Origin of the sequence: Micromonospora sp. Mcm103, from assembly GCF_024519755.1 — a bacterium.
GTDB classification, from domain to species: domain Bacteria; phylum Actinomycetota; class Actinomycetes; order Mycobacteriales; family Micromonosporaceae; genus Micromonospora; species Micromonospora aurantiaca.
Genome location: NZ_JALJRJ010000011.1, coordinates 139110 through 162857 on the forward strand (window position 1 = coordinate 139110; position 23748 = coordinate 162857).

24 protein-coding genes, 1 tRNA gene and 1 pseudogene are annotated in these 23748 nt (G+C 68.5%); 12 read left to right on the forward strand and 14 right to left on the reverse strand.

The annotated features are described in order from the left end of the window. The first annotated feature begins 64 nt into the window (after positions 1-64). Both OC439_RS16025 and OC439_RS16030 read left to right on the forward strand, forming a co-directional pair. Positions 65-505 carry a hypothetical protein gene (locus OC439_RS16025; protein ID WP_194800693.1) on the forward strand — a complete coding sequence of 147 codons (441 nt, stop codon included), beginning with the start codon at positions 65-67 and terminating at the stop codon, positions 503-505. Between the two features lie 41 nt (positions 506-546). Continuing rightward, complete coding sequence (locus OC439_RS16030; protein ID WP_262014100.1) at positions 547-957, forward strand: TIGR03618 family F420-dependent PPOX class oxidoreductase; 411 nt, start codon at positions 547-549, stop codon at positions 955-957. Here the strand turns inward: OC439_RS16030 and OC439_RS16035 are convergent. Then, on the reverse strand, positions 954-1262 hold the full coding sequence (locus OC439_RS16035; RefSeq protein ID WP_262014101.1) for a hypothetical protein: 309 nt from the start codon (positions 1260-1262) through the stop codon (positions 954-956). The two genes, OC439_RS16030 and OC439_RS16035, sit on opposite strands and share 4 nt — an antisense overlap. A 53-nt stretch (positions 1263-1315) precedes the next feature. Here OC439_RS16035 and OC439_RS16040 point away from each other — a divergent pair, with 53 nt between their 5' ends. Further along, complete coding sequence (locus OC439_RS16040; protein WP_262014102.1) at positions 1316-2167, forward strand: aminopeptidase; 852 nt, start codon at positions 1316-1318, stop codon at positions 2165-2167. A 27-nt stretch (positions 2168-2194) separates the two neighbouring features. Here the strand turns inward: OC439_RS16040 and OC439_RS16045 are convergent, their stop codons facing one another. After that, a complete protein-coding gene (locus OC439_RS16045; RefSeq protein WP_128138284.1) occupies positions 2195-2554 on the reverse strand; it encodes a MerR family transcriptional regulator in 360 nt (119 codons plus the stop codon). Between the two features lie 75 nt (positions 2555-2629). Between OC439_RS16045 and OC439_RS16050 the strand changes: the two genes are divergently transcribed. After that, on the forward strand, positions 2630-3358 hold the full coding sequence (locus OC439_RS16050) for an SDR family oxidoreductase (RefSeq protein WP_262014103.1): 729 nt from the start codon (positions 2630-2632) through the stop codon (positions 3356-3358). Between the two features lie 131 nt (positions 3359-3489). Here OC439_RS16050 and OC439_RS16055 read toward each other — a convergent pair whose 3' ends face one another. Next, positions 3490-3957, reverse strand: a complete 468-nt coding sequence (locus OC439_RS16055; RefSeq protein WP_262014104.1) for an NUDIX domain-containing protein — start codon at positions 3955-3957, stop codon at positions 3490-3492. A gap of 87 nt (positions 3958-4044) precedes the next feature. Between OC439_RS16055 and OC439_RS16060 the strand changes: the two genes are divergently transcribed. After that, positions 4045-4686: a hypothetical protein gene (locus OC439_RS16060; RefSeq protein WP_262014105.1), complete on the forward strand. Its 642-nt coding sequence runs from the start codon at positions 4045-4047 to the stop codon at positions 4684-4686. Between the two features lie 166 nt (positions 4687-4852). On the opposite strand, the gene OC439_RS16065 is transcribed toward OC439_RS16060, so the two are convergent. Beyond that, entirely contained in the window at positions 4853-5476 is a 624-nt protein-coding gene (locus OC439_RS16065) for a hypothetical protein (RefSeq protein ID WP_262014106.1), read from the reverse strand. A gap of 336 nt (positions 5477-5812) precedes the next feature. Further along, a complete protein-coding gene (locus OC439_RS16070; RefSeq protein ID WP_262014107.1) occupies positions 5813-7264 on the reverse strand; it encodes a class I SAM-dependent methyltransferase in 1452 nt (483 codons plus the stop codon). Positions 7265-7457: 193 nt separating this feature from the next. Here OC439_RS16070 and OC439_RS16075 point away from each other — a divergent pair, with 193 nt between their 5' ends. Both OC439_RS16075 and OC439_RS16080 read left to right on the forward strand, forming a co-directional pair. Then, positions 7458-7793, forward strand: a complete 336-nt coding sequence (locus OC439_RS16075) for a hypothetical protein (protein WP_262014108.1) — start codon at positions 7458-7460, stop codon at positions 7791-7793. A gap of 321 nt (positions 7794-8114) precedes the next feature. Then, positions 8115-9635, forward strand: coding sequence for a hypothetical protein (locus OC439_RS16080; RefSeq protein ID WP_262014109.1), 1521 nt, complete (start codon positions 8115-8117; stop codon positions 9633-9635). A 104-nt stretch (positions 9636-9739) separates the two neighbouring features. On the opposite strand, the gene OC439_RS16085 is transcribed toward OC439_RS16080, so the two are convergent. The 6 genes and pseudogenes from OC439_RS16085 to OC439_RS16110 all read right to left on the reverse strand — a co-directional run bounded on the left by OC439_RS16085 (position 9740) and on the right by OC439_RS16110 (position 16390). Next, entirely contained in the window at positions 9740-10855 is a 1116-nt protein-coding gene (locus OC439_RS16085; RefSeq protein WP_262014110.1) for a hypothetical protein, read from the reverse strand. A gap of 53 nt (positions 10856-10908) precedes the next feature. Then, positions 10909-11412, reverse strand: coding sequence for a DUF4365 domain-containing protein (locus OC439_RS16090; protein WP_262014111.1), 504 nt, complete (start codon positions 11410-11412; stop codon positions 10909-10911). Between the two features lie 384 nt (positions 11413-11796). Then, a pseudogene (locus OC439_RS16095) lies at positions 11797-12713 on the reverse strand (DUF3987 domain-containing protein); the annotation flags it as partial. 179 nt (positions 12714-12892) lie between these two features. Next, a complete protein-coding gene (locus OC439_RS16100) occupies positions 12893-14635 on the reverse strand; it encodes an ATP-dependent nuclease (protein WP_262014112.1) in 1743 nt (580 codons plus the stop codon). A gap of 99 nt (positions 14636-14734) precedes the next feature. After that, positions 14735-16249: a tyrosine-type recombinase/integrase gene (locus OC439_RS16105; RefSeq protein WP_262014113.1), complete on the reverse strand. Its 1515-nt coding sequence runs from the start codon at positions 16247-16249 to the stop codon at positions 14735-14737. A 68-nt stretch (positions 16250-16317) separates the two neighbouring features. Further along, positions 16318-16390 (reverse strand) — tRNA-Arg (locus OC439_RS16110). A 170-nt stretch (positions 16391-16560) separates the two neighbouring features. On the opposite strand from OC439_RS16110, the gene OC439_RS16115 reads away from it, so the two are divergent. Next, positions 16561-17295 carry a hypothetical protein gene (locus tag OC439_RS16115; RefSeq protein WP_262014114.1) on the forward strand — a complete coding sequence of 245 codons (735 nt, stop codon included), beginning with the start codon at positions 16561-16563 and terminating at the stop codon, positions 17293-17295. A 32-nt stretch (positions 17296-17327) separates the two neighbouring features. On the opposite strand, the gene OC439_RS16120 is transcribed toward OC439_RS16115, so the two are convergent. After that, on the reverse strand, positions 17328-18344 hold the full coding sequence (locus OC439_RS16120; protein ID WP_262014115.1) for an alpha/beta hydrolase: 1017 nt from the start codon (positions 18342-18344) through the stop codon (positions 17328-17330). 77 nt (positions 18345-18421) lie between these two features. After that, complete coding sequence (locus OC439_RS16125) at positions 18422-18832, reverse strand: HPF/RaiA family ribosome-associated protein (RefSeq protein ID WP_262014116.1); 411 nt, start codon at positions 18830-18832, stop codon at positions 18422-18424. Between the two features lie 286 nt (positions 18833-19118). Between OC439_RS16125 and ssb the strand changes: the two genes are divergently transcribed. From ssb to OC439_RS16140, 3 genes are all read left to right on the forward strand, one after another. Further along, positions 19119-19940, forward strand: a complete 822-nt coding sequence (gene ssb / locus OC439_RS16130) for a single-stranded DNA-binding protein (RefSeq protein ID WP_262014117.1) — start codon at positions 19119-19121, stop codon at positions 19938-19940. Positions 19941-20027: 87 nt separating this feature from the next. Beyond that, positions 20028-21044, forward strand: a complete 1017-nt coding sequence (locus OC439_RS16135; RefSeq protein WP_410054931.1) for a cobalamin biosynthesis protein — start codon at positions 20028-20030, stop codon at positions 21042-21044. Further along, the gene (locus OC439_RS16140; protein ID WP_262014118.1) at positions 21041-22585 is read left to right on the forward strand and encodes a cobyric acid synthase; all 1545 of its coding nucleotides are present in this window, start codon (positions 21041-21043) and stop codon (positions 22583-22585) included. The genes OC439_RS16135 and OC439_RS16140 overlap by 4 nt, the downstream gene beginning before the upstream one ends. Here OC439_RS16140 and OC439_RS16145 read toward each other — a convergent pair. After that, positions 22579-22980, reverse strand: a complete 402-nt coding sequence (locus OC439_RS16145; protein ID WP_194800739.1) for a rhodanese-like domain-containing protein — start codon at positions 22978-22980, stop codon at positions 22579-22581. The two genes, OC439_RS16140 and OC439_RS16145, sit on opposite strands and share 7 nt — an antisense overlap. 111 nt (positions 22981-23091) lie before the next feature. Between OC439_RS16145 and OC439_RS16150 the strand changes: the two genes are divergently transcribed. Further along, positions 23092-23745, forward strand: coding sequence for a hypothetical protein (locus tag OC439_RS16150; RefSeq protein ID WP_262014119.1), 654 nt, complete (start codon positions 23092-23094; stop codon positions 23743-23745). Positions 23746-23748: the final 3 nt, after the last annotated feature.

Here is a 23748-nt window from a genome sequence, read left to right on the forward strand (position 1 = left end):
GTCGTCGAGAAGCGGAACCAGGGCATCCGGATTACGGTTGCCCGCGTTCCCTACCCTGCGGGGTATGGCATACCAGCCGGCCATGGTGCCGCCGAAGAAGTCCAAGCGAACCCTCTTCATCGTGCTCGGCGTGGTGCTGGCGATCTGCTGCTGCGGCGGTGTGCTCAGCGGCTTCTTCCTCTTCCGGGCCGTGCAGGAAGCCACCGGCCCGGCGCGGTCCACAGCGGAGACGTTCGCCGAGGCGATCGTCGACCGCGACTATCCGGCCGCGTACCGGCAGCTCTGCACCCGCGTACGCGACCGGGTCAGCGAGGCGGACTTCACCCGGCAGCAGTCCTCCCAGCCGGAGTTCACCGGCTACGAGATCACCGGGCTCAACGTGTCCAACAACAACGGCCGGGTGAGCGGGGCGACGACCATCCGCTTCACCCCGGCGGTCGGCACCAACGTGACGCAGTCGTTCCCGATGGTCAAGGAGGACGGGGAGTGGCGGATCTGCGAGTGAGCCGGTAGCGGGCCTCCGCGCGTACCTGATCCACTTGTCGCATGGCCTCACCTTCCACCGCACCGCTCCCGCCGGCCGTCGCGGACCGGCTCGCCCGTGACCGCAACGTCTGGCTCTGCACGCTGCGCCGGGACGGCTCACCGCACATGACGCCGGTGTGGTTCGTCTACGCCGACGGCGTCTGGTGGATCGGCTGCGAGGCACGCAGCGTCAAGGCCCGCAACGTGGCGGCCGACCCCCGCGTCTCGCTCGCCCTGGAGGACGGCGTCCACCCGGTCGTCGCGGAGGGTGTCGCCCGACTGCACCGTGCCGACTTCCCGCCCGCGATCGTGGCGGCGTTCGCCGAGAAGTACGGCGGCTGGGACATCCGGCAGCCGGTCACGCCGGACGGGGAGCGGGTGCTGCTGGAGGTCCCCGTCCGGCGGTGGCTGCTCGCCGGCCGGGCACGCTAGTCCCCGGAGAACCCCCAGAAGTAGAGCTCGTTCGGGGCACCCGCCTCGTCGTGCAGTACGGCGTACCGGCCGAACCAGCGCTGCTCGGCCAGCGGCTCGAGCGCCTCGACGTGAGCGCGGGTCGGCCTCGCGACGCCCACGCGGGCGAGCGCCTCGGCCTCGGTCACCCGCTGGAGCGTCCCGAAGTCGGGCTCCTCGCCGTCGTCCAGCACCCACGTCATGTCCAGGATGGAGTGGGTGCCGGACTCCTGTACACGCTCGTCGCCGCCACGTCCGGCGGCGCACGCGATCATGCCGGAGGCCACCGACGAAACCGGCGGGTCAACGCGCCCAGGATTCCTGTGCCACCCTCTCCGCCATGCGTCTGTCGTCGGGCCTGGGAGTCGCCGCGGTCGTGGCCGGCCTGCTGTCGGTCGGAGCGGCACTGCTCGCCATGCCGGAGGCGTCGCTTCTCTGGGCGGTGGTCACGCTGGCGGCGCTGGCCGGCCACGCGCTCGCCGCCTCCGGTACGCCCCGGGTGCGGTGGAGCGTCGCCGCCGGCGCCGGGCTGTTCGCCCTGGTGGCAGCCGCGAACCTGCTCTGGCACCGGGAACGGGTGGCGGACGCGGGCGAGCCGCGGGGGAGCCAGGCGGCGACGCGGACGTACCTTGTGGAGAGCCTGCGGGAGGGCCTGGACCAGCAACGCCTGACCGCGTGGGGCTTGGCTCTCGGCGTACTCCTGCTTTCCGTTGCCGTGCCGGCGTCGCCGGCACGCGGCGGACGGCGGGGTGTGGTGACGACGGTCCTGGCGGTGGCCGTGCTCGTCTGGTGCGGGCTGAGCGTGGCGGCGACGCCCGGCGACCCGCCGCTGCCCGAGCTGCTCCTGGCGCTGCAGCCGGCGTTGCTCGCCGCGCTCGTGACCGCCGGGGTGCTGGCGTCGTCCGGATGGCGGGGTGACCGGCGCGGGCTCCTCACGGCGGGGATGGTCCTGCTGGCGGTGGTCGCCGTGCGGGCCTGCGCGGATCTCGCCTCCACGTGGGCGAGTTGGTGGGCGTTTGTCGAGCCCGCCAGAGACGCCTTCCTGCAACCGGGATTCATGGTGAGCGTGGGTGGCTCGGCGGGAGGTGCCCTTGAGGTGTCCTCGGCAGTGGAGACGGCTGTCGCTCTCGGCGGCGCGGGACTGGCGGTAGTCGGCGTGCTGCGTGCCTCCCGCGAGAACGCCCGTCCGTAGTCTCCCCCCTTGCGCGGGTGGTCGCGCCTACGGGTGCGAATCGGTGATCGCGATGACCTCGTCGAGGCGGTCCAGCGCGGCCCGCAGGTCGTCGACCTTGGCCTGGATGCGCTCGCGCTCGGCGCGCAGCATGGCCCGCTGTGCGGGGTCGGTGTGCCCGGAGTCCCAGCACGGCAGGAGTTCCGCGATCCGGCTGCTGGTCAGGCCAGCGGCGTACATCTGCTGGATGAAGCGCACCAGCGTGACCGTGTCCGGCCGGTAGAGGCGCTGGCCGGACGCGCTGCGCCGGGGGAAGAGAAGGCCCTGCTCCTCGTAGTAGCGCACGGCGCGCACCGAGACGCCGGCGTCGCGCGCCACCTCACCGATGCGGATCAGCGGCTCGGTCACGGTGACCCCTCTCACCCCGGTCTCGGCGATCAACACTTGCCTCTGACGTCAACGTCAGGTTTTAGCGTACCGGGCATGGACATCAACGACTCGATCGCCCTCGTCACCGGAGCCAACCGCGGCCTGGGCCGCGCCTTCGCCCAGCGCCTGCGCGAACGCGGCGCCCGCAAGGTCTATGCGACCGCACGCCGGCCCGAGACCGTGGACCTGCCCGGCGTCGAGGTGCTGCCGCTGGACATCACCAGTCCCCCATCCGTACGGGCCGTCGCCGCTGCCGCCCCGGACGTCACGCTGCTCGTCAACAACGCCGGGATCCAGACCGGAACCGACCTGGTGACCGGTTCGCTGGACGCGGTGCGGCACGAGGTGGACACCAACGTGCTCGGCCACCTGGAGATGATCCGGGCCTTCGCGCCGGCACTCGCCCGCAACGGCGGAGGCGCGATCGTGAACGTGCTCTCCGCCATGTCGTGGTTCGGGACCAGGGGCGCAGGCGCGTACCACCTGACCAAGGCCGCCGCGTGGGCGATGACGAACGGCGTACGCCTGGAGCTCGCCGACCAGGGCACGCTCGTGACGGCGGTACACCTCGGGCTGGCCGACACCGACATGTCCGCCGGCTGGCCCGTCGACAAGATCGCGCCGTCCGATCTGGCCGACGCGGCGCTCGACGGCGTCGAGGCCGGTGCCGCCGAAGTCCTCGCCGACCAGTGGAGCCGCGACGTCAAGTCCCGGCTGACGCTGACGCCGGAGGAGTTCAACGCCGCGATGGACCGCGCCCTGGCGGCGCTGACGGCGGCCTGAGGTGTCTCAGCCAAGCCCGTCCGTCGGGTCGTACTCGCGGACGGGGCCGGCTGTACTGTCCCGCCGTGGCCGCGTTCGACGCGGAGCTGCCGGCCGTCGTCGGCCGGAGTCGCTGCGCGAAGCGGTCGCCGTCAACCGGCCAGGTGGCCGGTGGCTCGCAGCAACGCCCGGGAGAAGCGGTTGAGATCGGCGTCGGATAGTTGCGGCCGGGTGAACCAGTCCAGCTCGCTGATCTCCTCGTGGTCGGGGATCGGCTCTCCGTCGGCGATCGTCGCCTGGTAGACCGCGGTGACGTAGGCGACCCGGTCGCCGTTGGGGTAGGTCACCTCGTAATCGGGGCCGCCGAGCACATCCAGCAGCCGCGGCCGGCTGATCCGCACGCCGACCTCCTCTCGGATCTCACGCACAGCCGCCTGGGCCGGGGACTCTCCGATGTCGACAGCGCCGCCGGGTACCGCCCACCCGTTCCCGTCCTCGGCATGACGTACGAGCAGGATCCGTGCGCGATCGTCGACGACGACGACCGAGACCGACGGCATCTGGATCAACTCGTGGCCGATCATCGTCCGGAGCCGGGCCAGGTGCGGGGAGATGACCATCAGGGCACGGTACGGTCCGTCGGGGCCGGCTGCAGCTGTCAATTCGGCGACCCTGAGATTCGGTGCTCGCGTGCTTCACTGTCGAGCATGAGGTGGCGGACGGGCCGGAGTGTCGCGACTGCCCTGGCGGCCATCGTGGCGATGGTCTCGGTCATCGCCTGGCAGCGGTGGCAGAACCAGCCGCCGTACGGCCCCGAGGCGCTGGCTCTCCGGTCCTCGCTCAGCTTCGTGACGAACGAGGAGGCCCAGGCCGCACTCGGTGAGAACGGATCCGCTCCGTTCGCCTCCGGACGTGACCAGTTGGTGCTCGGCCGGCTCTTCTGGCAGACCCCGCCCCGGCCACTCGACGGCGGCTACTTCGCGGTCTTCCTCATCGACAAGCGCACCGACTCCAAGCCAGCGGTCTTCGGCGTGGCCGCTCCACAGGCGGCCGTCGGCATCGGCAGCGCGGGCATCGAGCACCGGATCGCCGAGCGCTACTCCTGGCTCCGTGGCGCTGGTGACGCCACGTTCGGGGACGACGAGTGGCGGAGCAACGGCAGCAGGCTGCATGTGGCAGACGAGAAGGCATCCCCGGTCACCTTCGTCGCGCTCTTCCCGTACGCCGAGAAGCCTGAGCCGGAGATGTCGACGGCGACCGCTCCGGTCCAGATGTCCGACCTGCTGCTGGCCCTCGTCTACATGGGTTCGGACGGGCAGGTGTACTGGGCGCAGCGGCTCCAAGGCTAGGCCGATGGCCCGGGGGCGTGTCGAACCTGCGGCCTCGGGACGGAGGGAGATCGCGGAGCGTTTAGAGTCCAGGCTGTGGATCTCGTCGGCTGCGCAGAGGGGGTGCTCGACCTTCGGGCGCTTGATCTCGGCAACGCGCGGTCGGCGTCAGATCCGGATGCCCGAGTCAGGCACACCGGTATTCGCTCGGGCGACTCCGCTCTCTGCGGTCCCGAATGACGACCTTGCCGGACCCGCCGGTGTTGGCGCAGTCCGGGCCGTGCACGTCGAGGGTGGCGATATCGGCTGTGATCGCGGCCGAGCCGAAGTAGGCGGGATCGAGAACGAAGGCCACACGGGTACCGGCTCCGACGGGAGCGGAGAACTCCGCAGGTGGCTCGACCGGCCGCAAGCCGACGAGGCGCTGCCGAAAGCCGTGGCCGTCTCGCCAGACTTCGACAGTGGTCTGCGAACTCACTGCCGCCGCGGCGGCGCTCGACCAGCGCTCGCTGGTGAGCAGAGAGTCGTAGTAGCCGAGCCTCGGCATGCCCCGGCCGGTCAGGACGTCAGCCTGATCGTCGGTCACCGAGAAGACGAGATCAGCGGTGATCTCCGCTACGACATCGGGCGTGTGGCTTGCGGCGACAGTGGCTGCCGGATGAAACGCGTGCCCCACGACCGCGCACAGCACCCGAGTCGCCAGACGCGGATCGTCCCTGCCTACCCCGAAATACATGCCGGGCCGCTCGCGTACGGAATCGTCGAACTCCATGACCCTGATCTTCGCGAGGCTGTAGTCAGGCTCCGTCACGCCACCCACGCTATCCAGGCAAGGTACGCGCGGCTATCGGCATGACACGACGTCTCGTGTTCGGCTGACTTGGCTGCACGAGGGCTGCGGTGATCGTTTTGACCGAGAGCTAAAAGCCGCCCACCTGCGGTGGTGAGGGTGCGCCCGGCAGGATTCGAACCTGCGGCATTGGGGCTAGAAGAAGTTCGTGGATGGCTGGTCGGGCGGCTGTGCCCTTGGTCCGCCCCGTCCGTGGTTGTCGGGCGACGTCGGCCTCGGTGGGCGGCCTTGGCTGTACGAATGTCTGTACAGCCAAGGCCGCCCCTCATGATCTGCAACCGTTGCTGTCGACCGCTGCTAGAGGCAGATCCAGCAGTAGATGCTTTCCCCGCTCGTGCGTGCTCTGCGGGCCAGCCCAACGAACTCCCGCAGGCGCGACAGCATGATCTCCGGCTGCGTGTCGCTGTAGTGGGACAGCTCCTCGATGTGTGACCACCGATCGGCCAGGCCCGGCATGCTGTCGTCCGGGATTTCGGCAAGCGCGTCCCGGGCGCGTTCGCTGAGTACGACGACCCAGGGTCCTTCGTACTCAGGGTCCTGACCGGCGCCGTCCGGCCAGATAAGTCGTTCCCCGATTAGGTCGGCCTCCCACGGCGCGTCAAGGGCGAACGAGACGACCTTGCCGAGGACGACGGGCGGGTCGATCCCCTTGCCGTCTACGGCATCCACGACGGCAGAATCTCCCTCTCGCACCACCGGGCCGCCATCGGTATCGGCCATCAGCTTTGCGACAGCCTCGTCGTCCGAAGCGCGGAAGTAGTCGTAAAGAACCCCCACAGGAGCCTCCCGGTCGGTTGCCATGCCGCCCACTCCTAGGGCGATCGAGAGAACATATAACCCGGCCGTCCGGGGAGGCTGGTAGCCCTTGTGGTGCCCGGCGAGGGGAGCCGCGGCGGCATCTCTGAGGGCCGGGGTTCGGGGCAGAGCACCCGAGGTCTTCATGCTCTTGTCGTCCGTCAGCGTGGCCGGCCGGCCCGGCCGATGCCGGCCGGAGGTCGCCAGCAGGCCGGGGCCGGGCCGGCGCGGCCCGCTTGCGGGCCGCCTTGATGTGGGCTGGGGCGAGGGATGTGTTGACCGGACTACCCTGCTGTAGTTCTGCCCCACTCTTTCGGTATACGCAGCGTATCCATTGACATGATCCCGAAGTTGCTTACCCAGAGATACCCATCTTTGGCCTGGGGAGGCAACCCGCGTGGATCCACCGGAACGCCCGGAACGGGACATCGAGGCCATCAAGTTGCCCGGAAGGGCTGGTCCAGCGGTGAGATGATCACTATGACGCAGCGGCTGTCGCTGCGATGGCCGCACACATGCACTGTCGAAGAAGCCGATCACCAGCTTCCCGGAGGGAGCTAACATCCGGCGGAACTCGGAAAGTACACCGTCCAGCTCTGGCGGCGGCAGGTGGATGGTCGAATACCAGGAGAGGATGCCCGCCACCGAGTGGTCGGGAAGGTTCAGGTCGGTCATCGATCCGAGTCTGAACTCCGGCCCCGGAAAGTTCGTCTGCGCATGGTCGATGAACTCAGGGACCAGGTCCACACCGGTCACGTCGGCGCCGAACGAATGCAGGTAGGCGCTCCAGTGCCCGGGGCCGCACCCGAGATCGAGCACCCTACCGTCCAAGCCGACCAGGTGGTCCCGGACGAGGGCCGCGTCGTCCACGTCAGCCTGCGAGTCACCCTTGAACAAGGCGATGTATTGCTCAGACATGTATGAGTAGGCCTCACGGACCGACTGGTTCACCACGGCGAGACTCTAGCGTCAGGCGTCTGGTCCCCAGGCACTTCCCCGGCGAGCGGAACATCAGCACTGACAAAGCCTAGAACCCGAACCGCGAGCAATAACTCTCCGTCATCCCGGGTCCCGTCAATCGATGATCTTAGTGGTTCGGAAAAGCAAGCGGTCGCGGAAGTGGGTCTACGGCAAGACAGAGCGGGAAGTGCTCGGCAAGCTGGTCGACCTTCGCCGCCGCCAGGAGCAGGGGCAGAACCTCGCCGCCGCGCCCCGGTCCCGGCGGACGGTTCCGGTCCCGGCGCAGACCCTCGCCCTGTTCCGCGCTCATCGTCGGCAGCAGGCCGCGGATCGGTTGATGGCGGGGGAGCGGTGGAAGGATGACGGTCTGGTCTTCCCGTCCAAGGTCGGTACGCCGATGGACCCGGACCACATCGACCGGACATGGCACAAGATTCGGGCGGCTGCCGGCCTTGACGCCCACGTCCTGCCGGAGATCGAGCGGGCCGCCGTGGACGAGGCCGCGAAGCACCTCTTCGGCTGAGTAGGCTGTACGAATGGCTGTACGTGAGCCGTGGTGATCGATTCGACCGGGAGCGGAAAGCCGCTGACCTGCGGTCGGGATGGTGCGCCCGGCAGGATTCGAACCTGCGGCCTTGGGATTAGAAGTGGCAATCACGTCTTGCGCCCTCCCCTCCCTGGCTTCCCGAGCTGCTGTTATGCCGTCCCTAGCCTCCAAAACTTTCCGTGATGACCCCTATGCTCGCACCACGGATGGCCCCACACGCTCCAGCGGTCCCTCCTTCTTGTGGCGCAAGTGGAGCATGCGGAGGAACCGGTTTGACCTTGTGCATAACCTGTACCTATGCCCTCGCCAACCGAGATTCCAGCCTCGGTCGCCCTTGAAGTGCCGCCTTGGTTGTGGGGCGGTGTGCCCGGTGAATTCTTCACAAGAGCCAATCTTCGGGTTCGACGGAGTGCGCCGGGCTCGTCGCTGTGGCTAATACAAACTGAGGAAAGTTACAACCGAGTGCGCCCTGGGCTAGTGGTCGCGGAGCATATTGCCGGACCAGCGCAGAAGCGGGCGCGGTATGAAACCTTGACCCGCGTCGCTCGTGACGCGACGGTAAACGTGAACCTGAAGGGTAGGGAGTGCCAGGAGCAACTAGCGAAAGTGCGTGAACGGGCGGAAGGTTCCGGCTCACTTGCTGATCTTTTCTATTACTGGCAGCTCATGGTTGCTGTCGCCGAGCCGGACGAACTCGCTGCGCTTGTTGCGGCGATACACGCTCAACTTGTCGAAACGCCCGCCGAGCGTGATCCAGACCTAAAGCTGTTTCGGAATGCAGCCGTACATCTCGTTCGCCGGTCAGACGTGCTTCTACACCGAACCAAACTGGTTGGAGTGCTACTGCGGGTGGCGTATGACGAAACCCTGGCTGAGGGCGACGTCCAATACCTCAAAGAAGTAAGTGCGGCAGGGGGAAGAGTCTTTTCAAGCAGCCAGCATCTTCTCCAGGGTTTCATGCTGCTTGACGCCTACCTGGGCCCGCTCCTCGGCGCGTTGACGCCGACCTTCTGGGCCTTCTCGGCACATCGCGCTTCGGGTCCGGTCATCTTTACTCTCGGGCACACGATCAACGGCACGCGGTCCGGACCCGGTGAGTTCCTCCACCTGCTGCCGAGCCAGGGGGCGATTAGAAGGACGTGGTCGATCACTGACCTGGCCCCTCTGGCTTGTTCCGAGGCCGTGGCATGGTGGGTGGCGCGGCTCGATGCGTTGTTCGGCACTGTAAGCGACCTAGCGTTGTTCGCCGACGCCGAGGGCGCCTACAGCCCTCGTAAGCATTTGCAGGCACTGTTGACGGTTGAGCAGCTATTCCGCCGAGTAGGTTCGATCCTCACGTCGCCCCGAGACGCCCATGCTCAGAGGGTGCTCTTGTTTACTGTGCTCGACACTGTCGAGAGGCTGACGGGCCGCGATATCGATAGGCTTTGCTACTTGCCGTTCGCGAAGAAGAAGCTGGCGGAGTTGGAGTCGAATGTTCCGCCTGCGGCGAGCCTCATCCTGTTGCCACTCGCACGTCGTGCGGTTGCTGCTCTGAAGGAGCTTCAAGATGGTTTCTTCATGCAGAGACTACCGGCCGACGCGCAGGTTGCGGGACTATCGAAGGATGTTGCGGCCGCTCGGTACGTGAAGGTTCTCCGCAACGCTACCCACGGGCACGGTGCGAAGAGCGCCCACCTGGTAGACCAGACCCACGCGCTCTTGGCGCATCACGACGGCGACATCCCCCACGATCTTCCCCTTCTAGGCTATCTGTACTTGTTGGATTGGATCACCCGCCCAGACGACTACCGCCGGTTCTTTTACAAGAGCAACTAGTGTTCTTGTAGCTCTTCTGGACGCTGTTGGTGCGGGTCGATGCCCAAGGGCTGCCGCGCGCCGGCTCGCTGCTGCCGTCGCGCCTGGGGGGCAACCAGCGCCAGTTACACCCCGGGCAATGGACGCTCAAACTCAAAGGAGTGGACGTCCATCGTCGCCTGCTTGCCCTCCTCTAGGTGCAGGTCGCCCCGTACCATCACAGGGTACTTTTTATGGCTGTCGACAGCCTTTTGATAGTCTTCTTCATCAAGATTCATCCGAATGATTCGCTGACGACCATTCACCATGGCATGTACGCGCACCCAGCCTCCCACGTCTTGTGCGCGGCTGGCTAGCACCTCTACCCATCCATATACGACTTGCTGCTTGTCTTCTACGTCTTTACGCAGCCCACGCGCTACTTGCCGGAGCCTGGGGAGGCATTCGGATGGAAAAGTGATTGTTTTCGAGGTGGAGCTGGGTTGAGGTACGGCGGGCGCCCAATTGAAGCCAACCGTGAAGTCCTGCACTGCCGAGTCTCGTAGCGTTCGTATGACCCCATCGCATAGCTCATACGAGAGCCCTTCACTAACGCTTTCGTTGACATCGCGGTTACTGGGCTCATGTTCGCTCTCGACCGCCAGGTCGTGAAGGACGTCAAGCGCCTTGGAGAGGGTGACGACCATCCTCCTGTCGAAAGAGGCCTCTTCAACCTCCTCCACTAGATACGGTCGGTCGCCCTGCCATTCTGCGTTTGGGAGGCGGGCGCGGCTGATGATTGGCACGACATACGAGCCGGGGCGAGTGTGACCTACGAGCACGCCCCTGGCCTGATCCCGCGCTCTCTTAGGAACCGAGTGACCGAAGTAGCCGCGGCGCTTGAGGCTGGCGGCGGCAGCAGCGATGATCATCTTCTTGGCTGATGAAAAGAGTTTCTGGCTCGCGTCCAGCGGAAATACAGAGCTGTCCAAGTCATGTTCTGCCTTGATGTCGGTGACATCGATGAATTGTCTGGTCATTTCATCGCGAATCTGATCAATTGGCCGCTGTTCTATCGCCTCAAGGTCGCTGAGGAGTATCTTCAGTCGGGTCTGAAAGTCTGGCGCAGCCGGGATATTCGGTACGAGCACCTCAACATCGCCAATTCTGTTGCTGCTCTGTGGATGGTCGCTGACCCACAGTTGAGCTACGCGGCTAGACATCGTCTTGGACCAGCCAGCGCGGGCGAGGTAGCTCTCCATCTCAAGCGTCCCGATCTGGAGACTTAGGGCCGGTGGCTCGTTCAAGGGAGCATTCATGCGGCCAAGCCCCCTCGGATGCCCATCGCATGACGGCGTGAGTGCTCGAACATTTCATCTAGGGCTGCACTAGTCAGGCGGTTCTTGAAGGGCAAGTGGACCACGGTGGTAGTACCCGACTTCGCTGGCGGACTGTCCTGGATGCAGGCGTAGTAAGAAACGCACCTCAGTAGCAGATAGTCCTCTGGATGTAAATGAATCCAATCTTCGATGTCTTTGGGCACCACCATGACGAAGAGGTAGCCGGGAACTGAGCGGTCGGGATCCCGCAACTTCTCGTAGGTCTTGACATCTAGGTCAAAAGCAAATCGGTCGCTCAATTTGCGTAAGCTCTGGGTGCACTTCAATTGCACGTCGAACATGTGCCGCTTCCGCCTCAGCGTCGTATCGACGCCATCTTTATCTACGATCCACTCGCCAAACGTGCAACCTTCGCGCAGTGCCACCGCGTGAAGATAGGCTCGGCTGATCTGCTCCTTCTGCCAAGTCTCTGCCTCCACGCGCGCTCCTTCAGTGGCAGCTCTTCGCTATTTGGACAAGATTCACACTGAAGAGCGAGCTGATTGCTTGTTGTGACTGTTTCATGACAGAAGGTTGCCCAGTGGGCGGGCTGGTGCTACGGGCGTGTCGGCTGCGGTGTAAGAGCGGGGTGGTTTCGTCCCAGGCTCTCAGCGGCCGTTTCAGGGGTGGCGGCGGCGGTCGGCGGGTGGGCCGGTGGACCAGAGAGGGCCGCGAGGCGTTGACACGTTGACAATCCGCAGGCCCGCGAGCGTTTCTCCAGGTGAGGTGGGGTGCCAGGGTGTCAACGCCCGGCGCCGACACCCGTTGACACTTGTTGACAATGGGTGGTCCGGTGTCCGGGTGTCGACGCCTGTCAACGGGTGTCATCGCGGCGCGTTGACACCCTTGCGGGTGTCGTGGGCTGGAGAAACATCGCCGCCCGGGCTGGGTGTCAGCGTGTCAACGCTTCCAAGCTCATCGGCGGCGCGGGGGTGCAGTTCGTACCGGCCGTCGGGTGCCTGCCTCACCCACCCCAGGGCGGCCAACTCGGCGAGCACCGTCGACACCTGACCGGACTTGGGCAGCCGCCGGGAGACGCGGCGGTGCAGTTCCCGGCGGGTGAAGGTGGTCATGCCCTTAGTGGTGAGTACGCCGAGCACGTATCGGGCGTTCTCCATCGCCGTGTCCGTGCCGATGGTGGTGAGCGCCGCCCGGTAGTGCGCGGCGAAGAACTCCGCCAGCCTCGCGGCGTCTGCCATCCGATCGACGTTGATCGGCCGTCGCCATGCGTCGGCAGGGTGGTGCGCGACGTGCAGTAGCCCGGCCAAGCGCAGCGTCGCTCCGGACAGCTTGTTGCCCCATTCGCGCATGTCGTAGAGGCTGCCGCCGGGCCGTAGCTCGGCCTCTACCTGCTCGGCGGCGGCCCGCCGCACGCGGCCGGCGTCCTCGCTGAGGGTGACCACGGCCGGTTCGGTCCATTGGGCGAGGGTGGCGGCTAGGTCGTGAACGCGGTGCTGGTAGCCAGCGGTCACCTGCTCGGGTACCGGCGCGGTGTCCACCGCCCGATAGCCAGCCAGCGAGCGCGGGAGGGCGAACAGGAACCGGGCCGGCAGGCCACGTCCGGCGAGGTCGGCGTTGCCGCCGAACTTGCGCAGCAGGGCCGGTTGAGCCATCACGCACACGGTCAGCGCGGGTTTGTCGACCGAGGCACCCTCGCGGGTCTGCCGTTCCTTGCTCATCGGCTGCCCCGCGTGCCCTTTGAGGTAGGGATCAAGGTTCGGGCACCGGAGTACCGGCCGGCGTCGATCGAGGCCGTGACGATCGCACGGCCCACGAACCAAGTTCCCCCAAGTACCAGCAAGCGCATGACTCCATCATGTCGAGCAGAGGACGGCAGTCGCGAGGGCGGGGCCCTAATGGCAGTGCGCGGATTGGAATCGGCCTACCAGGATTGCGACGCAATTGCCCGACAGGGCTGGCTCATTTCGCCAAATCCTCGATGCGCTCCAGTACATAAAGCATCTCGCGGTCAATCTCCGAAAGCCGCATGTACTTTGCGATCGCCGTGAAGGAGACAGCTTTGTGCCCGCGTGCCTGCAGCCCTTGATTGACAGTAGCTAGCACGTTCTTCGGGGGTGCGATCCTGAGTCGGTATTGAGGGTCGGGCCAGTTTTTGTTGAACTTGTCTTGCGACTCCTTCATGATGGTTGCCGCACTCTTCTTGCTCTTGCTCTCGGATTGCAGTATGTGGGCTGTTAGCTGCGTAAAGCATTGCTGCTCTTCGGCTGCCGTTGCCTGCTCAAGTAGGAACTTGACTTCATCAACCGGACACTTGCTGAGCCTGGAAATGACATCAGCGTCGAGAAGGTAGCTTTCTACCTCTTTCCGGCTCCAAGTATGCACTGCGATCCCTGTTTGCCGGACGCGGTCCTCTATCTCCTGAACTTGCGATTCCGTGCGATAGTCGCGGTCTACGATCAGCAGGCCAGAGACGGCGTTATTGAGAAACTCCTGAGCGATCCAGCCGAAATTTTCCGCGCGTTGCCAATTGGAAAATCCTTGGATTGGGACAACTGCCAGCCGGGTTTCTGCCGTAATGCTGGGCAGGCCTGCTGTGGTGGATAGTGAACGAAGCAGGCGGACGTCTTCTCCTTCTACGAAGAGGACCCCCCGGGCTCGGAGCGCTTTCGCCAATGCCAGGTTAAAAGATGACCCGAGATGGCTACTCATCGCTTCTAGCGACTCGCTCTGCGGGTTCCTGATAGCCCGCTTCCTGGTTTTGTCGATCCACAAAATTGCGCGCCGGTCGACCTCAGCTAGCACCTCTGCCGAATGGGTAGCGAAAATGAACTGCTTGTCGAGCGACGTCAGCGCACGCATCAGTCGGCGCTGGAGGTCTGGGTGAAGAAACACCTCTGGCTCATCAAGCAATACCGTTTCCTCGTTTCGGTTCCGATAGAGGTGCAGCAACAGTTGTAGCCAGATTTGAAAGCCATCTCCCGCCCATACAACCTCTTTTTCCTTGGAGCTTCCCGGCTCGCGGTAAAAGAGATCGATTCCCGGTTCGCCCCCGATGGCGTAGGCCACGGTGGGCTCCGACAATTCAAATCCGCCCATCCAGGGTACGGAAAACTCACAGAAGTCGTCCCACAGTCCATTATTCGCTAGCTGTAGGAGTTGATTGCGGAAGTGTCGGCTTGCTCTATGCGAGTCCAAGTGCTGTCTGACGTATTCGCTATCCAGTACGTCCTCTTCGTGTTCAAGGGTTGACAGAGCTGGAATGCTGGCTATGTCGTGGAATTCGGCACGCACCTGGGCGATGTTTCGCGGGTTGTTGCCAATGGTGTTTCGTAGATAGAAGTAGGGGCTCTCATCTTCCTCGGATGTTGCAGGCCAAACTGCTGTTATGCTCGCCCCATTTTTCCACCGAAGCGTGAGATTTGCCTCCTCCGAATCTCGGAACTCATGGCGGACGCTTTCGCTCAACACCTCGAAGTTCCGAAGAGGGGCGGGGTAGGACTGGATCCAACTCCCTTGATGCTGTCTTGCCCCGACCGGCTTAACTCTGTAGGCCTGCCGAACGCATGTTCTCGCGAAACGCAACGCCATCAGGAGCGTACTCTTGCCGGCGCTGTTCGGTCCTACGAGGACATTCTCTTTGCGGAATTGGACTCTGTATGCAGTAAATGCCCTGAAGTTGCTCAGCTGAAGTTCCGCGATCATGGCGCCTGGGTCCGGCTTTCGTCTGGCAGGTCTATTGGGGAGCCTCGAACGCTACTCTCATCGATGCTGCCTGGCTAGCCGCCCGAGTGTCTACATCCATCAATGAGCGTGGCCCTCTGCCGCTGTTCGATAAGGGGCAACCATTGCCCGGCGACCGCGGGTAACCCTCACCAAGCCCTCATCGGTCAGTAGCGCGACAGCGCGGTGGGCGGTGCCGATCGAAACGCCATGTGCCGTCGCCAGTTCGGCAACGGTAGGGAGCTGGTCACCTGGTTGCAGCCGGCCTGCCGCGATCTGCTCGCGTAGCTCACCGGCAATCGTCCGGTACGGGCTGCTCGCCACGGTGCTCTGCGTTGTCGCGACCGGACGCGGCGGCATCCGAGCGGCCAGTGTCCCGGCAGCCCGTTGGTCCGATTCCGACAGCCAGGCGGCATAGACCCTAAGCGTCGTTGTCCCACCGCCTCCGTGGCCGAGCCGTCCGGCGACCGTCCGCACGTCGACACCCGCGTTGATCAGCTCAGTAGCTGAGTAGTGGCGCAGCGCGTGGATGTGGCTGTCAATGCCGAGCCGGGTGGCGAGCCGGCCGTACCGCTGGGTAACGGTGTCGGGCCGGTAGCCGCGGCTGTTGTCCGGCTCAGGAGAGAAGACGTAGTCGGCAGGGTCGGCGTCCGCGTCGAGCTGCGCCAGGCGGTCGAGGTACCGGCCGTGCAGCTCGCGCAGCACTTCAATTGTCTCCGGGTCGAGCGCCACCCGCCGTTGCTGGTGCGTCTTGGTGTCCTTCTCTCTCAGCTGGCCATGCTCGTCCAGGTAGGCACTGCAGCGCAGCGTCAGCACGCCGGCGGCAAGGTCGAGATGGTGCCAGCGCAGGGCGCACAGCTCACCGCGTCGGGCGCCCGTTGTCATGGCGAGCCAGACCAGCGCGCCCCAGTCCGGGTCGCGCCACGCCTCGTTGATGATGCGGGCGGCATCGGTAGGGTTCGGAGGCTGCGGATCGGGGTGCGGTGGCGCGGGTGGTTCGGCCTGCCCGGCGGGGTTGACGGCGATCCAACGCCACCGGACAGCGCGGCTGAGGGCACCACTGAGGATCCAGTGGATCTGCCGTACCGACGAGGCGCTGAGCGGCTTGCAGACATGCGGCCTGCACTTCGCAGTGCAGGCGTGCTCGCCTTCCACGCGGTGCTTCACGAACGCCTTACCGCCGCACCAGTCGCGGCAGCGGCGCAAGCTCGCGTAGAACGACTCCAACGTCTCGGCGTCGAGTCGGCCGACCGGCAGCTTGCCGAGCACCGGCCGCACGTGCTTGTTGAGCTTATTGACATAGCCCATGCGCGTCGTGGCCTCGATGTCGGCCACCTCAAGCCACCGGTCGAGGAGTTGGTCGAGTGTGGCGCGGGTGCGCGGGTTGCGCCGTTCGTCCACCTGGGCCAGCAACCGGGTACGCGCCTTTTCGGCTTCCTTGGCTGCGGTCCGGCCGGCGGGGATCGTCTCGGTGAGGTAGTGCCGCTTGCCGCTGATCGGGTCGACACCGGCATAGACCTTCACCCGCAGCGATCCGCTGGGGAGGGTTTCGATCTCGCCGCGCTGGCGCTTGGTGCGTCCGTTCGAGGCTGCCACGCGGCCACCGTAGCGCGCTCGCACCACGAATAGCCCCACGCAAGCCGGTCGAACGGAGGAAGTGCCTGTGCGCCCGGCAGGATTCGAACCTGCGGCCTTGGGATTAGAAGTCCCCTGCTCTATCCGCTGAGCTACGGGCGCGTGCCGACGGTCGTTGCGCCAAGAGGGTACCGCCGCTCCCCGCGTGCCCGGTGGTACGGGTCGGCGCGTCCGTTCCGCCCCTCAGCGTCCCACGCCGGGGCCCGGACCGGCACCACAGTTCCGGCGGGTCCGGCGCGGGCCGGGCGGGACGCGATCCGTACCCTCGTCGGATGCTGCTCGACCAGGAAACCGAGAACGAGATCGTCTTCGAGCTGTGTCAGCTCCTCGGGCGGGCGATCCTGCCCCTCACCGGCTCGGACGGCCCGGGCACACCGCCCGGCGTCCTCGGCACGGCCTTCTTCTACAGCGAGCTGGTCGGCGCTACGGACGACGGCGAGATCGCGCACGAGTGGCTGCTCACCGCCGACGCGCTCACCGACCGGGCGTACGGCGAGATCGGCTTGCGGCCCAGCGTCACCGACCCGGCCGAGGGTGCGGACGAGCCGATCGACCTGCCCGGTTTCGCCGACCACTGGCTGCACCTGCCGGAACTGGGGCTCGCCGCGATGCCGACCGGCGGTCTGCACGGCTGGGCCGACGATCGGGGCTGGCGCTGGCGTACCCAGCATGTCACCGAGGCGGTGGCCGCGCCGGCCGACGCGGTCGCGCGGATCGGCGCGGCGCCCGCGTCGGCGTTCGTGCTGGCCCTAGGGGTCGGCGACGGCGGGTCGCGGCCGTTGGAGGCGGTGGTCGAGCGGGTCGCCCGGGACGGCGGCGAGGTGCGGGTCACGACGGAACTGCCCGCCGGCTACGTGGGCGCGCCCGTGTTCGCGGTCGAGGCCGGGCCGGACGGCGGGCCCGCGCTGCGTTGCCTGGGCGTGGTGCTGCCGCCGCAGGCTGGTGGCCATCCGATCGCCACCTTCGACCGGATCCGCGCCGCGCTCACGGCGGTCGTCGCCGACTGAGCCGGGCGTCCCGGCGGCGGGACGGACCGGCCTCAGCCCTCGGCGTTCGCGTCGGCCGGCCGCCGAGGGGCCGGAGGCGTCGTGGGCTCCGGCTCGGTCGGCCCGGCGCGGAGGAATCCCTCCGCCCACCGTCCGACCTCCGCGAAGACCTTCTCGCGTACGCCGGGACTGGACAGCGTGAGGTCGTGCAGCCCGCCGTCGAAGCGGGCCAGCGTGACGTGCCGACCGAGGCGGGGCGCCCAGCGCACCATGTGCTCGACGTCGAGCACCGCGTCGGCGCCGGTGGCGCTGTCGTGCCACTTGGTGCCCCGGAAACTACGCGTGGAGCAGGCGAGCAGCACCGGCACCGGGATGTCCAGCCCGGCCCGCAGGCGACGTTGGCCGGTACGGATCGCGTTGAGCCAGCCGGCCCGGACCGGGAACCCGGCGAGCGGCTTCCAAGCCAGGTCGTACCGCCATTCGCCCCGGTGGTCGGCGTGCAGGCTCTCGCCGTACACCGTGCCCAGGCCGAACGGCAGGACACGCTGCGGCGCCCTGCGGCCCAGGCGGGAGACGGCGGCCGCGAGGGGCCGGCGGACCATCCAGGGCGCGTTGATGTCGAAGAAGGGGCTGTTGAGCACGATGCCGTCGACCAGGCCGGCGTCGCGGCGGTCGTGCGCCCACAGCGAGATGATCAGGCCGCCGGTCGAGTGGCCCATCGCGAGCAGGGTGTCGTGTCCCTCCTCGGCGCGGATGATCTCCGCGGCGGCGTCCAGCTCGGGGAAGTAGTCGCTCAGGTCGCGGCAGAAGTTCGGGGTCTGGTGCGGGAGCAGACTGCGGCCGTACTTGCGCAGGTCGAGCGCGTAGAAGTCCCAGCCGCGCTCGGCGAAGAAATCGGCCACGTGGGTCTGGAAGAAGTAGTCGACGAAGCCGTGCACGTAGAGCACGGCGCGGCCGGTCGGGCGGTCGGCGCGCCGCCGCACGAGGGTCGCGACCACCGGCCCCTCGTCGTCGGTGCCCAGCTCGATCGTCCGCCGCTCGTAGGGGGCGCCCAGCACGTCCGGTTCCACGACCGCGACGGTACGCCGCCTCGCTACCCGGCGGTAGCCCCCGTCCGCCCGCACCGGACGGACGGGGGCATACGGCCTCAGACGGTCTCGGCGTCCTCGCGCTCGGCGTCCTGCAACGGGGCGCCCTCGGGCTGGTCGACGGCGCGCAGGTGCTTGTTGTGGCGCGGCTCCTGCCTGGTCTTCGCGTCGTTGAGCTTGCGGCGCAGGTCGTCCCGGACGTCGTTGAGCGCGGCGTGCAGATCCTCCTCGGTCGAGGTGGTGACGATCTTCTGCCGCCCGGCGATCCAGCACTCCAGGGTCACCTTCTGGCCCCGGGCCTCGCGATCCTTGACGGACACCTCCAGCTCGGTGGCGTCGGCGTGGAAGCCGGCGAGCCGGGCGTCCAGGGTCCCGAACTGCTCGGCGATCCAGTTGCGGTCGCCCTGGGAGAACCCGGCGCCGACCCGCAGGCACTCGGCCACGGTCGCGGGGTTCGCCACGGCGCTCATCGCGCTGCCTCGCGGACGTCTCGGAGAAGCATGGGAGCTCCCTTTCTCTCGGTTGATCAAGTACTTACCCAACCGGCGTGATTCCGGAACGCCTGCTTGCCGGCTCCACTCGATCATGCGTCTTTGCAGCTCAGGCACGTAGGGCCGGTCGGCCTAGCAGATCGGGACCTTGATCAGGTGGTTGTCCACAGGGCGGATCGTCATCCACAGGGCCGGGCCGGCGGGGTGGCCCGGGCCGGGCATCCGGCCGACGCTCACCGGGACAAGTCGATCCCTGGGAGGGGCGATGTTCGATACGTACGTGACGATCGTCGGCAACGTGCTGACCGCGCCGGAGTGGCGCCGGACCACGCAGAGCGGGACGCTGGTGGCCAACTTCAAGGTCGCCTCGACCGCGCGCCGCCTCGACCGCGACAGCGGCCGCTGGGTGGACGGCAACAGCCTTCGGGTACGCGTCAACTGCTGGCGCCGCCTCGCCGAGGGGGTGGCCGCCTCGGTGGCGGTCGGTGACCCGGTCATCGTGGCCGGGCGCCTCTACACCCGGGACTGGACCGACGAGTCCGGCACCCACCGCACGCTCTACGAGCTGGAGGCGGTGGCCGTCGGGCACGACCTGTCCCGGGGCCGCGCACGCTTCCTGCGCAACCAGCCCCGCGCGGCCACCAGCACGGTCGAGGACGCGGAGGCCGAGCAGCGGGTGCACGGCGAGGCGACCGAGCCGGTGCCGGATGCCCAGGCCCCGGCGACGTTCGACGACCGGCCCTTCGACGACGACTTCCCGCCGCCGGAGTACGGGGGCCGGGTCGGACTGGCCGGCACCGTCGAGCGGGTGGGCGAGCCCGACCCGTTCGACGGCCGGCCCGGTGTGCGGCAGGCCGCCGGCTTCGACCCCGGGTCGGGCGGCCCGGAGGAGGAGCTGGGCGACGCGGAGGACGACGGCCCGGTGACGGCCGAGGACGACGAACTGGGCGAGGTCACGCCGCCGGAGGCCGACGGGCCGGGTGGTGCCGGACCGGGTGAGGGCGAGCCGGGCGGCGCGAGCCCGGGCGGTGCGGGCGGGACCGCGTCGGGGCGTCGCGGACGGCGGCGTACCCCGGTGCCCGCCTGACTCTTCGTCCGACGGGGGCGCGGGGTGGTGACGTCGGCGTCACCACCCCGCGGTACGACTAGGCTGGCCGGCCGGAGGTGGTGACGGGTGCGGCAGGCGACCGCCATGGCGAACGCGACCGGGTTGGTGGCGGGCTACGCGCTCGACGCGCTGCTCGGCGACCCCCGCCGGTGGCATCCGGTGGCCGGCTTCGGCACGGCGGCCGGTGCGCTGGAACGGCGGGTCTACCGCCCCGACCGGGCGGCCGGCACCGCGTTCACGGCGCTCGCCGTCGGCGCGCCGGTCCTGCTCGGTGCCGCCGCCGCGCTGGCGACCCGGCACCATCCGATCGCGCGGGCCGCGCTGGTGGCCGCCGGCACCTGGACGGTGCTGGGTGGGCGCACGCTGCGGCACGAGTCCCGGGTGATGGCGCGGGCACTCGGCCGGGCCGACCTGCCCGCCGCCCGGGCCCGCCTGGGCAACCTCTGCGGGCGCGACCCGTCCGCCCTCGACGAGCCCGAACTCGCCCGCGCCACTGTCGAATCGGTCGCCGAGAACACCTCGGACGCCGTGGTCGCCCCGCTGGTCTGGGGCGCCGTCGCGGGCCTGCCCGGCCTGCTCGGCTACCGGGCGGCGAACACGCTCGACGCGATGGTCGGCCACCGCTCGCCCCGGTACGCCCGCTTCGGCACCCCCGCGGCCCGGCTGGACGACGCGCTGAACCTGCTGCCGTCCCGGCTCACCGGGCTGCTCACGGTGGCCGTCGCGCCGGTGGCGCACGGGAACCGGGCCGCCGCGTGGCACGTGTGGCGGCGGGACCGGGCCGACCACCCGAGCCCGAACGCCGGTCAGTGCGAGGCGGCCATGGCGGGCGCGCTCGGCGTCCGGCTCGGCGGCCGTAACGTCTACTTCGGCCGCGCCGAGACCCGGCCGTTCCTCGGTGACGGACCCCGCCCCGAGGCGCGGCACCTGAAGCGGGCCGCCCGGATCTCCGGTGCGGTCGGTGTGGCAGCGCTCGGCCTGGCCGCGCTCTACCCGGTGACGGTCGGGCGTGCGGCCGGGGCGGCCGGACGGGCCGCGCTTGGCGTCCTCATGCGTGCGGCCCGCCGGGGGAGCGGGCGGTGAGCGGCGGGCTGCTCGTCGCCGGCACCACCTCCGACGCCGGCAAGAGCGTGCTCACCGCCGGCATCTGCCGGTGGCTGCGCCGCCGGGGCGTCCGGGTCGCCCCGTTCAAGGCGCAGAACATGTCGAACAACTCCGCCGTGGTGGTCGGCCCGGACGGTCGCGGCGGCGAGCTGGGCCGCGCCCAGGCGATGCAGGCCGCCGCCTGCGGGCTCGACGCCGACCTGCGCTTCAACCCGGTGCTGCTCAAGCCGGGTAGCGACCACGCCAGCCAGGTGGTGCTGCTCGGCGAGGCGGTCGACACGGTCACCGCCGGCAACTACCACGAGGTACGGTCCCGGCTCGCCACCACGGCGTACGCGGCGCTGGCCGAGTTGCGGGCCGAGTACGACGTGGTGATCTGCGAAGGTGCGGGCAGTCCCGCCGAGATCAACCTGCGCGACGGCGACTACGTCAACATGGGGCTGGCGCGGCAGGCGGGGCTGCCAACGATCGTGGTCGGCGACATCGACAGGGGTGGCGTGTTCGCCTCGATGTTCGGCACCGTCGCGCTGCTCGACGCGGCCGACCAGGCGCTGCTGGCCGGGTTCGTGGTGAACAAGTTCCGGGGTGACCGCGGCCTGCTCCAGCCGGGGCTGGACATGCTGCGCCGGGTCACCGGCCGCCCGACGTACGGGGTGGTGCCCTGGGCACTGGACCTGTGGCTGGACGCGGAGGACTCGCTCGCGTACGGGCGGGTTCTCGGCCGCCCGGCGGCGCCCCGGGGCACCGACTGGCTCGACGTCGCCGTGGTGCGGCTACCGCGGATCAGCAACGCCACCGACGTGGAGGCCCTCGCGACCGAGCCGGGTGTGCGGGTCCGCCTCACCGTCGAGCCGGCCGAACTGGCCGCCGCCGACCTGGTGGTGCTCCCCGGCACCAAGTCGACAGTCGCCGACCTGGCGTGGCTGCGGGAGACCGGACTGGCCGACGCGGTGCGGGCGCACGCCGCCGCCGGACGGCCGCTGCTCGGCATCTGCGGCGGCTTCCAGATGCTGGGCCGGGCGATCCACGACGCGGTGGAGAGCCGCCGGGGCACCGTACCCGGCCTCGGGCTGCTGCCCGTCGAGATCACCTTCGAGCCGCGCAAGACGGTCCGCCGGGCCGAGGGCACCGCCGCCGGCGACGTGCCGGTGCACGGCTACGAGATCCACCACGGCCGGGTCACGGCCGCCGACCCGGGACTCGCGCCGCTGCTGCGTTACGCCGACGGCACCGGCGAGGGCGCACGCCTCGGCACCGTGTCCGGCACGCACTGGCACGGCGCCTTCTCCTCCGACGCGTTCCGCCGCCGGTTCCTGACCGAGGTGGCGGAGGCGGCCGGGCGTACCGGGTTCAAGGTCGCGCCGGACACGTCCTTCGCGGCGGCCCGGGAACGGACGCTGGACCTGCTCGGCGACCTGGTGGAGGAACACCTCGACACGGACGCGCTGTGGCGGCTCATCGAGTCCGGCCCACCGCCGGGGCTGCCGTTCGTGCCACCCGGCGCGCCACCGGCTCAGTAGCGCACGTCGGCCGGGCGGTCGGACATCGGCAGCCCGGCCTCCCGCCAGCCCTGCACCCCGCCGATCATGTCGGTGGCCTGCCGCAGCCCCAGCGTCTGGAGGCTGGCGGCGGCCAGGCTGGAGCTGTACCCCTCCCGGCACACCACGACGACCTCGCGGTCGTACCCGGTGGCCTCCGGGATGCGCCACGCGCTGGCCGGGTCGAGCCGCCACTCCAGCACGGTGCGGTCGATGACGATCGCGCCGGGCAGCTCACCCTCCTCGCGGCGCTGCGCCTCGGTACGCGTGTCGATAAGCAGCGCGCCGCCACGGACCGCCTCGACGGTCTCGTGCGGGGTCAGCCGGCGGAGACCGGCGCGGGCCTGTTCCAGGAGGGCGTCGACGCCCGGACACATCACGTCATGGAGCACCCCCCGATGATGCCCAGCGCGCAGCGCCGCCGCTCGGCGAAACGGTCCGCCCGGGTCGCAGTTTCCAGCGGACGGGGGAACGTTAGCGTCGGTCGGGTGAACGTGGCGGTGATCGAGGCGTACGCCGGGCTGGCCGGTCGGGTGCTGGCCGGTCCGGCGCGGTTGGGGCGTACCCGGCTGGTCGCCGTCGACGGGCCCAGCGGCGCGGGCAAGAGCCGGTTCGCGACGCGCCTCGCGGACGCCCTCGCGGAGCGGGCGGGCGGCGTGCGCCCGCCGCTCGTGCACACCGACGACCTGCTCGACGGCTGGGACGACCAGCTCACGTTCTGGACCCGGCTGGAGGAGCAGGTGCTCGGCCCGCTGCGGGCCGGCCGGGCGGGCGGGTACCGGCGCTACAGCTGGGTGCGCCGGCGCTTCCTGGACCGGGTGGTGCCGGTGCCGGCCGGTCCGGTGCTGATCGTCGAGGGGGTGAGCGCCGCCCGCGCCGCGGTGCGCCCCGAGCTGACGCTGTCGGTGCTGGTCACCGCGCCGGCCGAGCTGCGGTTGCGGCGGGCGCTGGCCCGCGACGGGGAGCAGGTCCTGCCGGAGCTGCGCCGCTGGCACGCGGGGGAGCGGGCGCACTTCACCGCCGACGGCACGGCGGCGGCGGTGGACCTGGTCGTCGACGGCGCCCCGGACCTGCCGCACGACGCGGGCCGGTACTACGTGCGTGCGGGGCGGCGATCGGGCTCGGGCGACGTGGTGGGGTAAGGC

Bases quoted from the DNA above. Each gene is read 5' to 3' on its own strand.
- OC439_RS16115 (WP_262014114.1), top strand. From the start codon at position 16,561: ATGCTGCTCGACCAGGAAACCGAGAACGAGATCGTCTTCGAGCTGTGT.
- OC439_RS16100 (WP_262014112.1), bottom strand. From the start codon at position 14,635: ATGATCGCGGAACTTCAGCTGAGCAACTTCAGGGCATTTACTGCATAC.
- OC439_RS16055 (WP_262014104.1), bottom strand. From the start codon at position 3,957: ATGGTCATCTCCCCGCACCTGGCCCGGCTCCGGACGATGATCGGCCAC.
- OC439_RS16025 (WP_194800693.1), top strand. From the start codon at position 65: ATGGCATACCAGCCGGCCATGGTGCCGCCGAAGAAGTCCAAGCGAACC.
- OC439_RS16085 (WP_262014110.1), bottom strand. From the start codon at position 10,855: ATGGAGAGCTACCTCGCCCGCGCTGGCTGGTCCAAGACGATGTCTAGC.
- OC439_RS16125 (WP_262014116.1), bottom strand. From the start codon at position 18,832: ATGAGCGCCGTGGCGAACCCCGCGACCGTGGCCGAGTGCCTGCGGGTC.
- OC439_RS16050 (WP_262014103.1), top strand. From the start codon at position 2,630: ATGGACATCAACGACTCGATCGCCCTCGTCACCGGAGCCAACCGCGGC.
- OC439_RS16030 (WP_262014100.1), top strand. From the start codon at position 547: ATGGCCTCACCTTCCACCGCACCGCTCCCGCCGGCCGTCGCGGACCGG.
- OC439_RS16080 (WP_262014109.1), top strand. From the start codon at position 8,115: ATGCCCTCGCCAACCGAGATTCCAGCCTCGGTCGCCCTTGAAGTGCCG.
- OC439_RS16060 (WP_262014105.1), top strand. From the start codon at position 4,045: ATGAGGTGGCGGACGGGCCGGAGTGTCGCGACTGCCCTGGCGGCCATC.
- OC439_RS16145 (WP_194800739.1), bottom strand. From the start codon at position 22,980: ATGTGTCCGGGCGTCGACGCCCTCCTGGAACAGGCCCGCGCCGGTCTC.
- ssb (WP_262014117.1), top strand. From the start codon at position 19,119: ATGTTCGATACGTACGTGACGATCGTCGGCAACGTGCTGACCGCGCCG.
- OC439_RS16040 (WP_262014102.1), top strand. From the start codon at position 1,316: ATGCGTCTGTCGTCGGGCCTGGGAGTCGCCGCGGTCGTGGCCGGCCTG.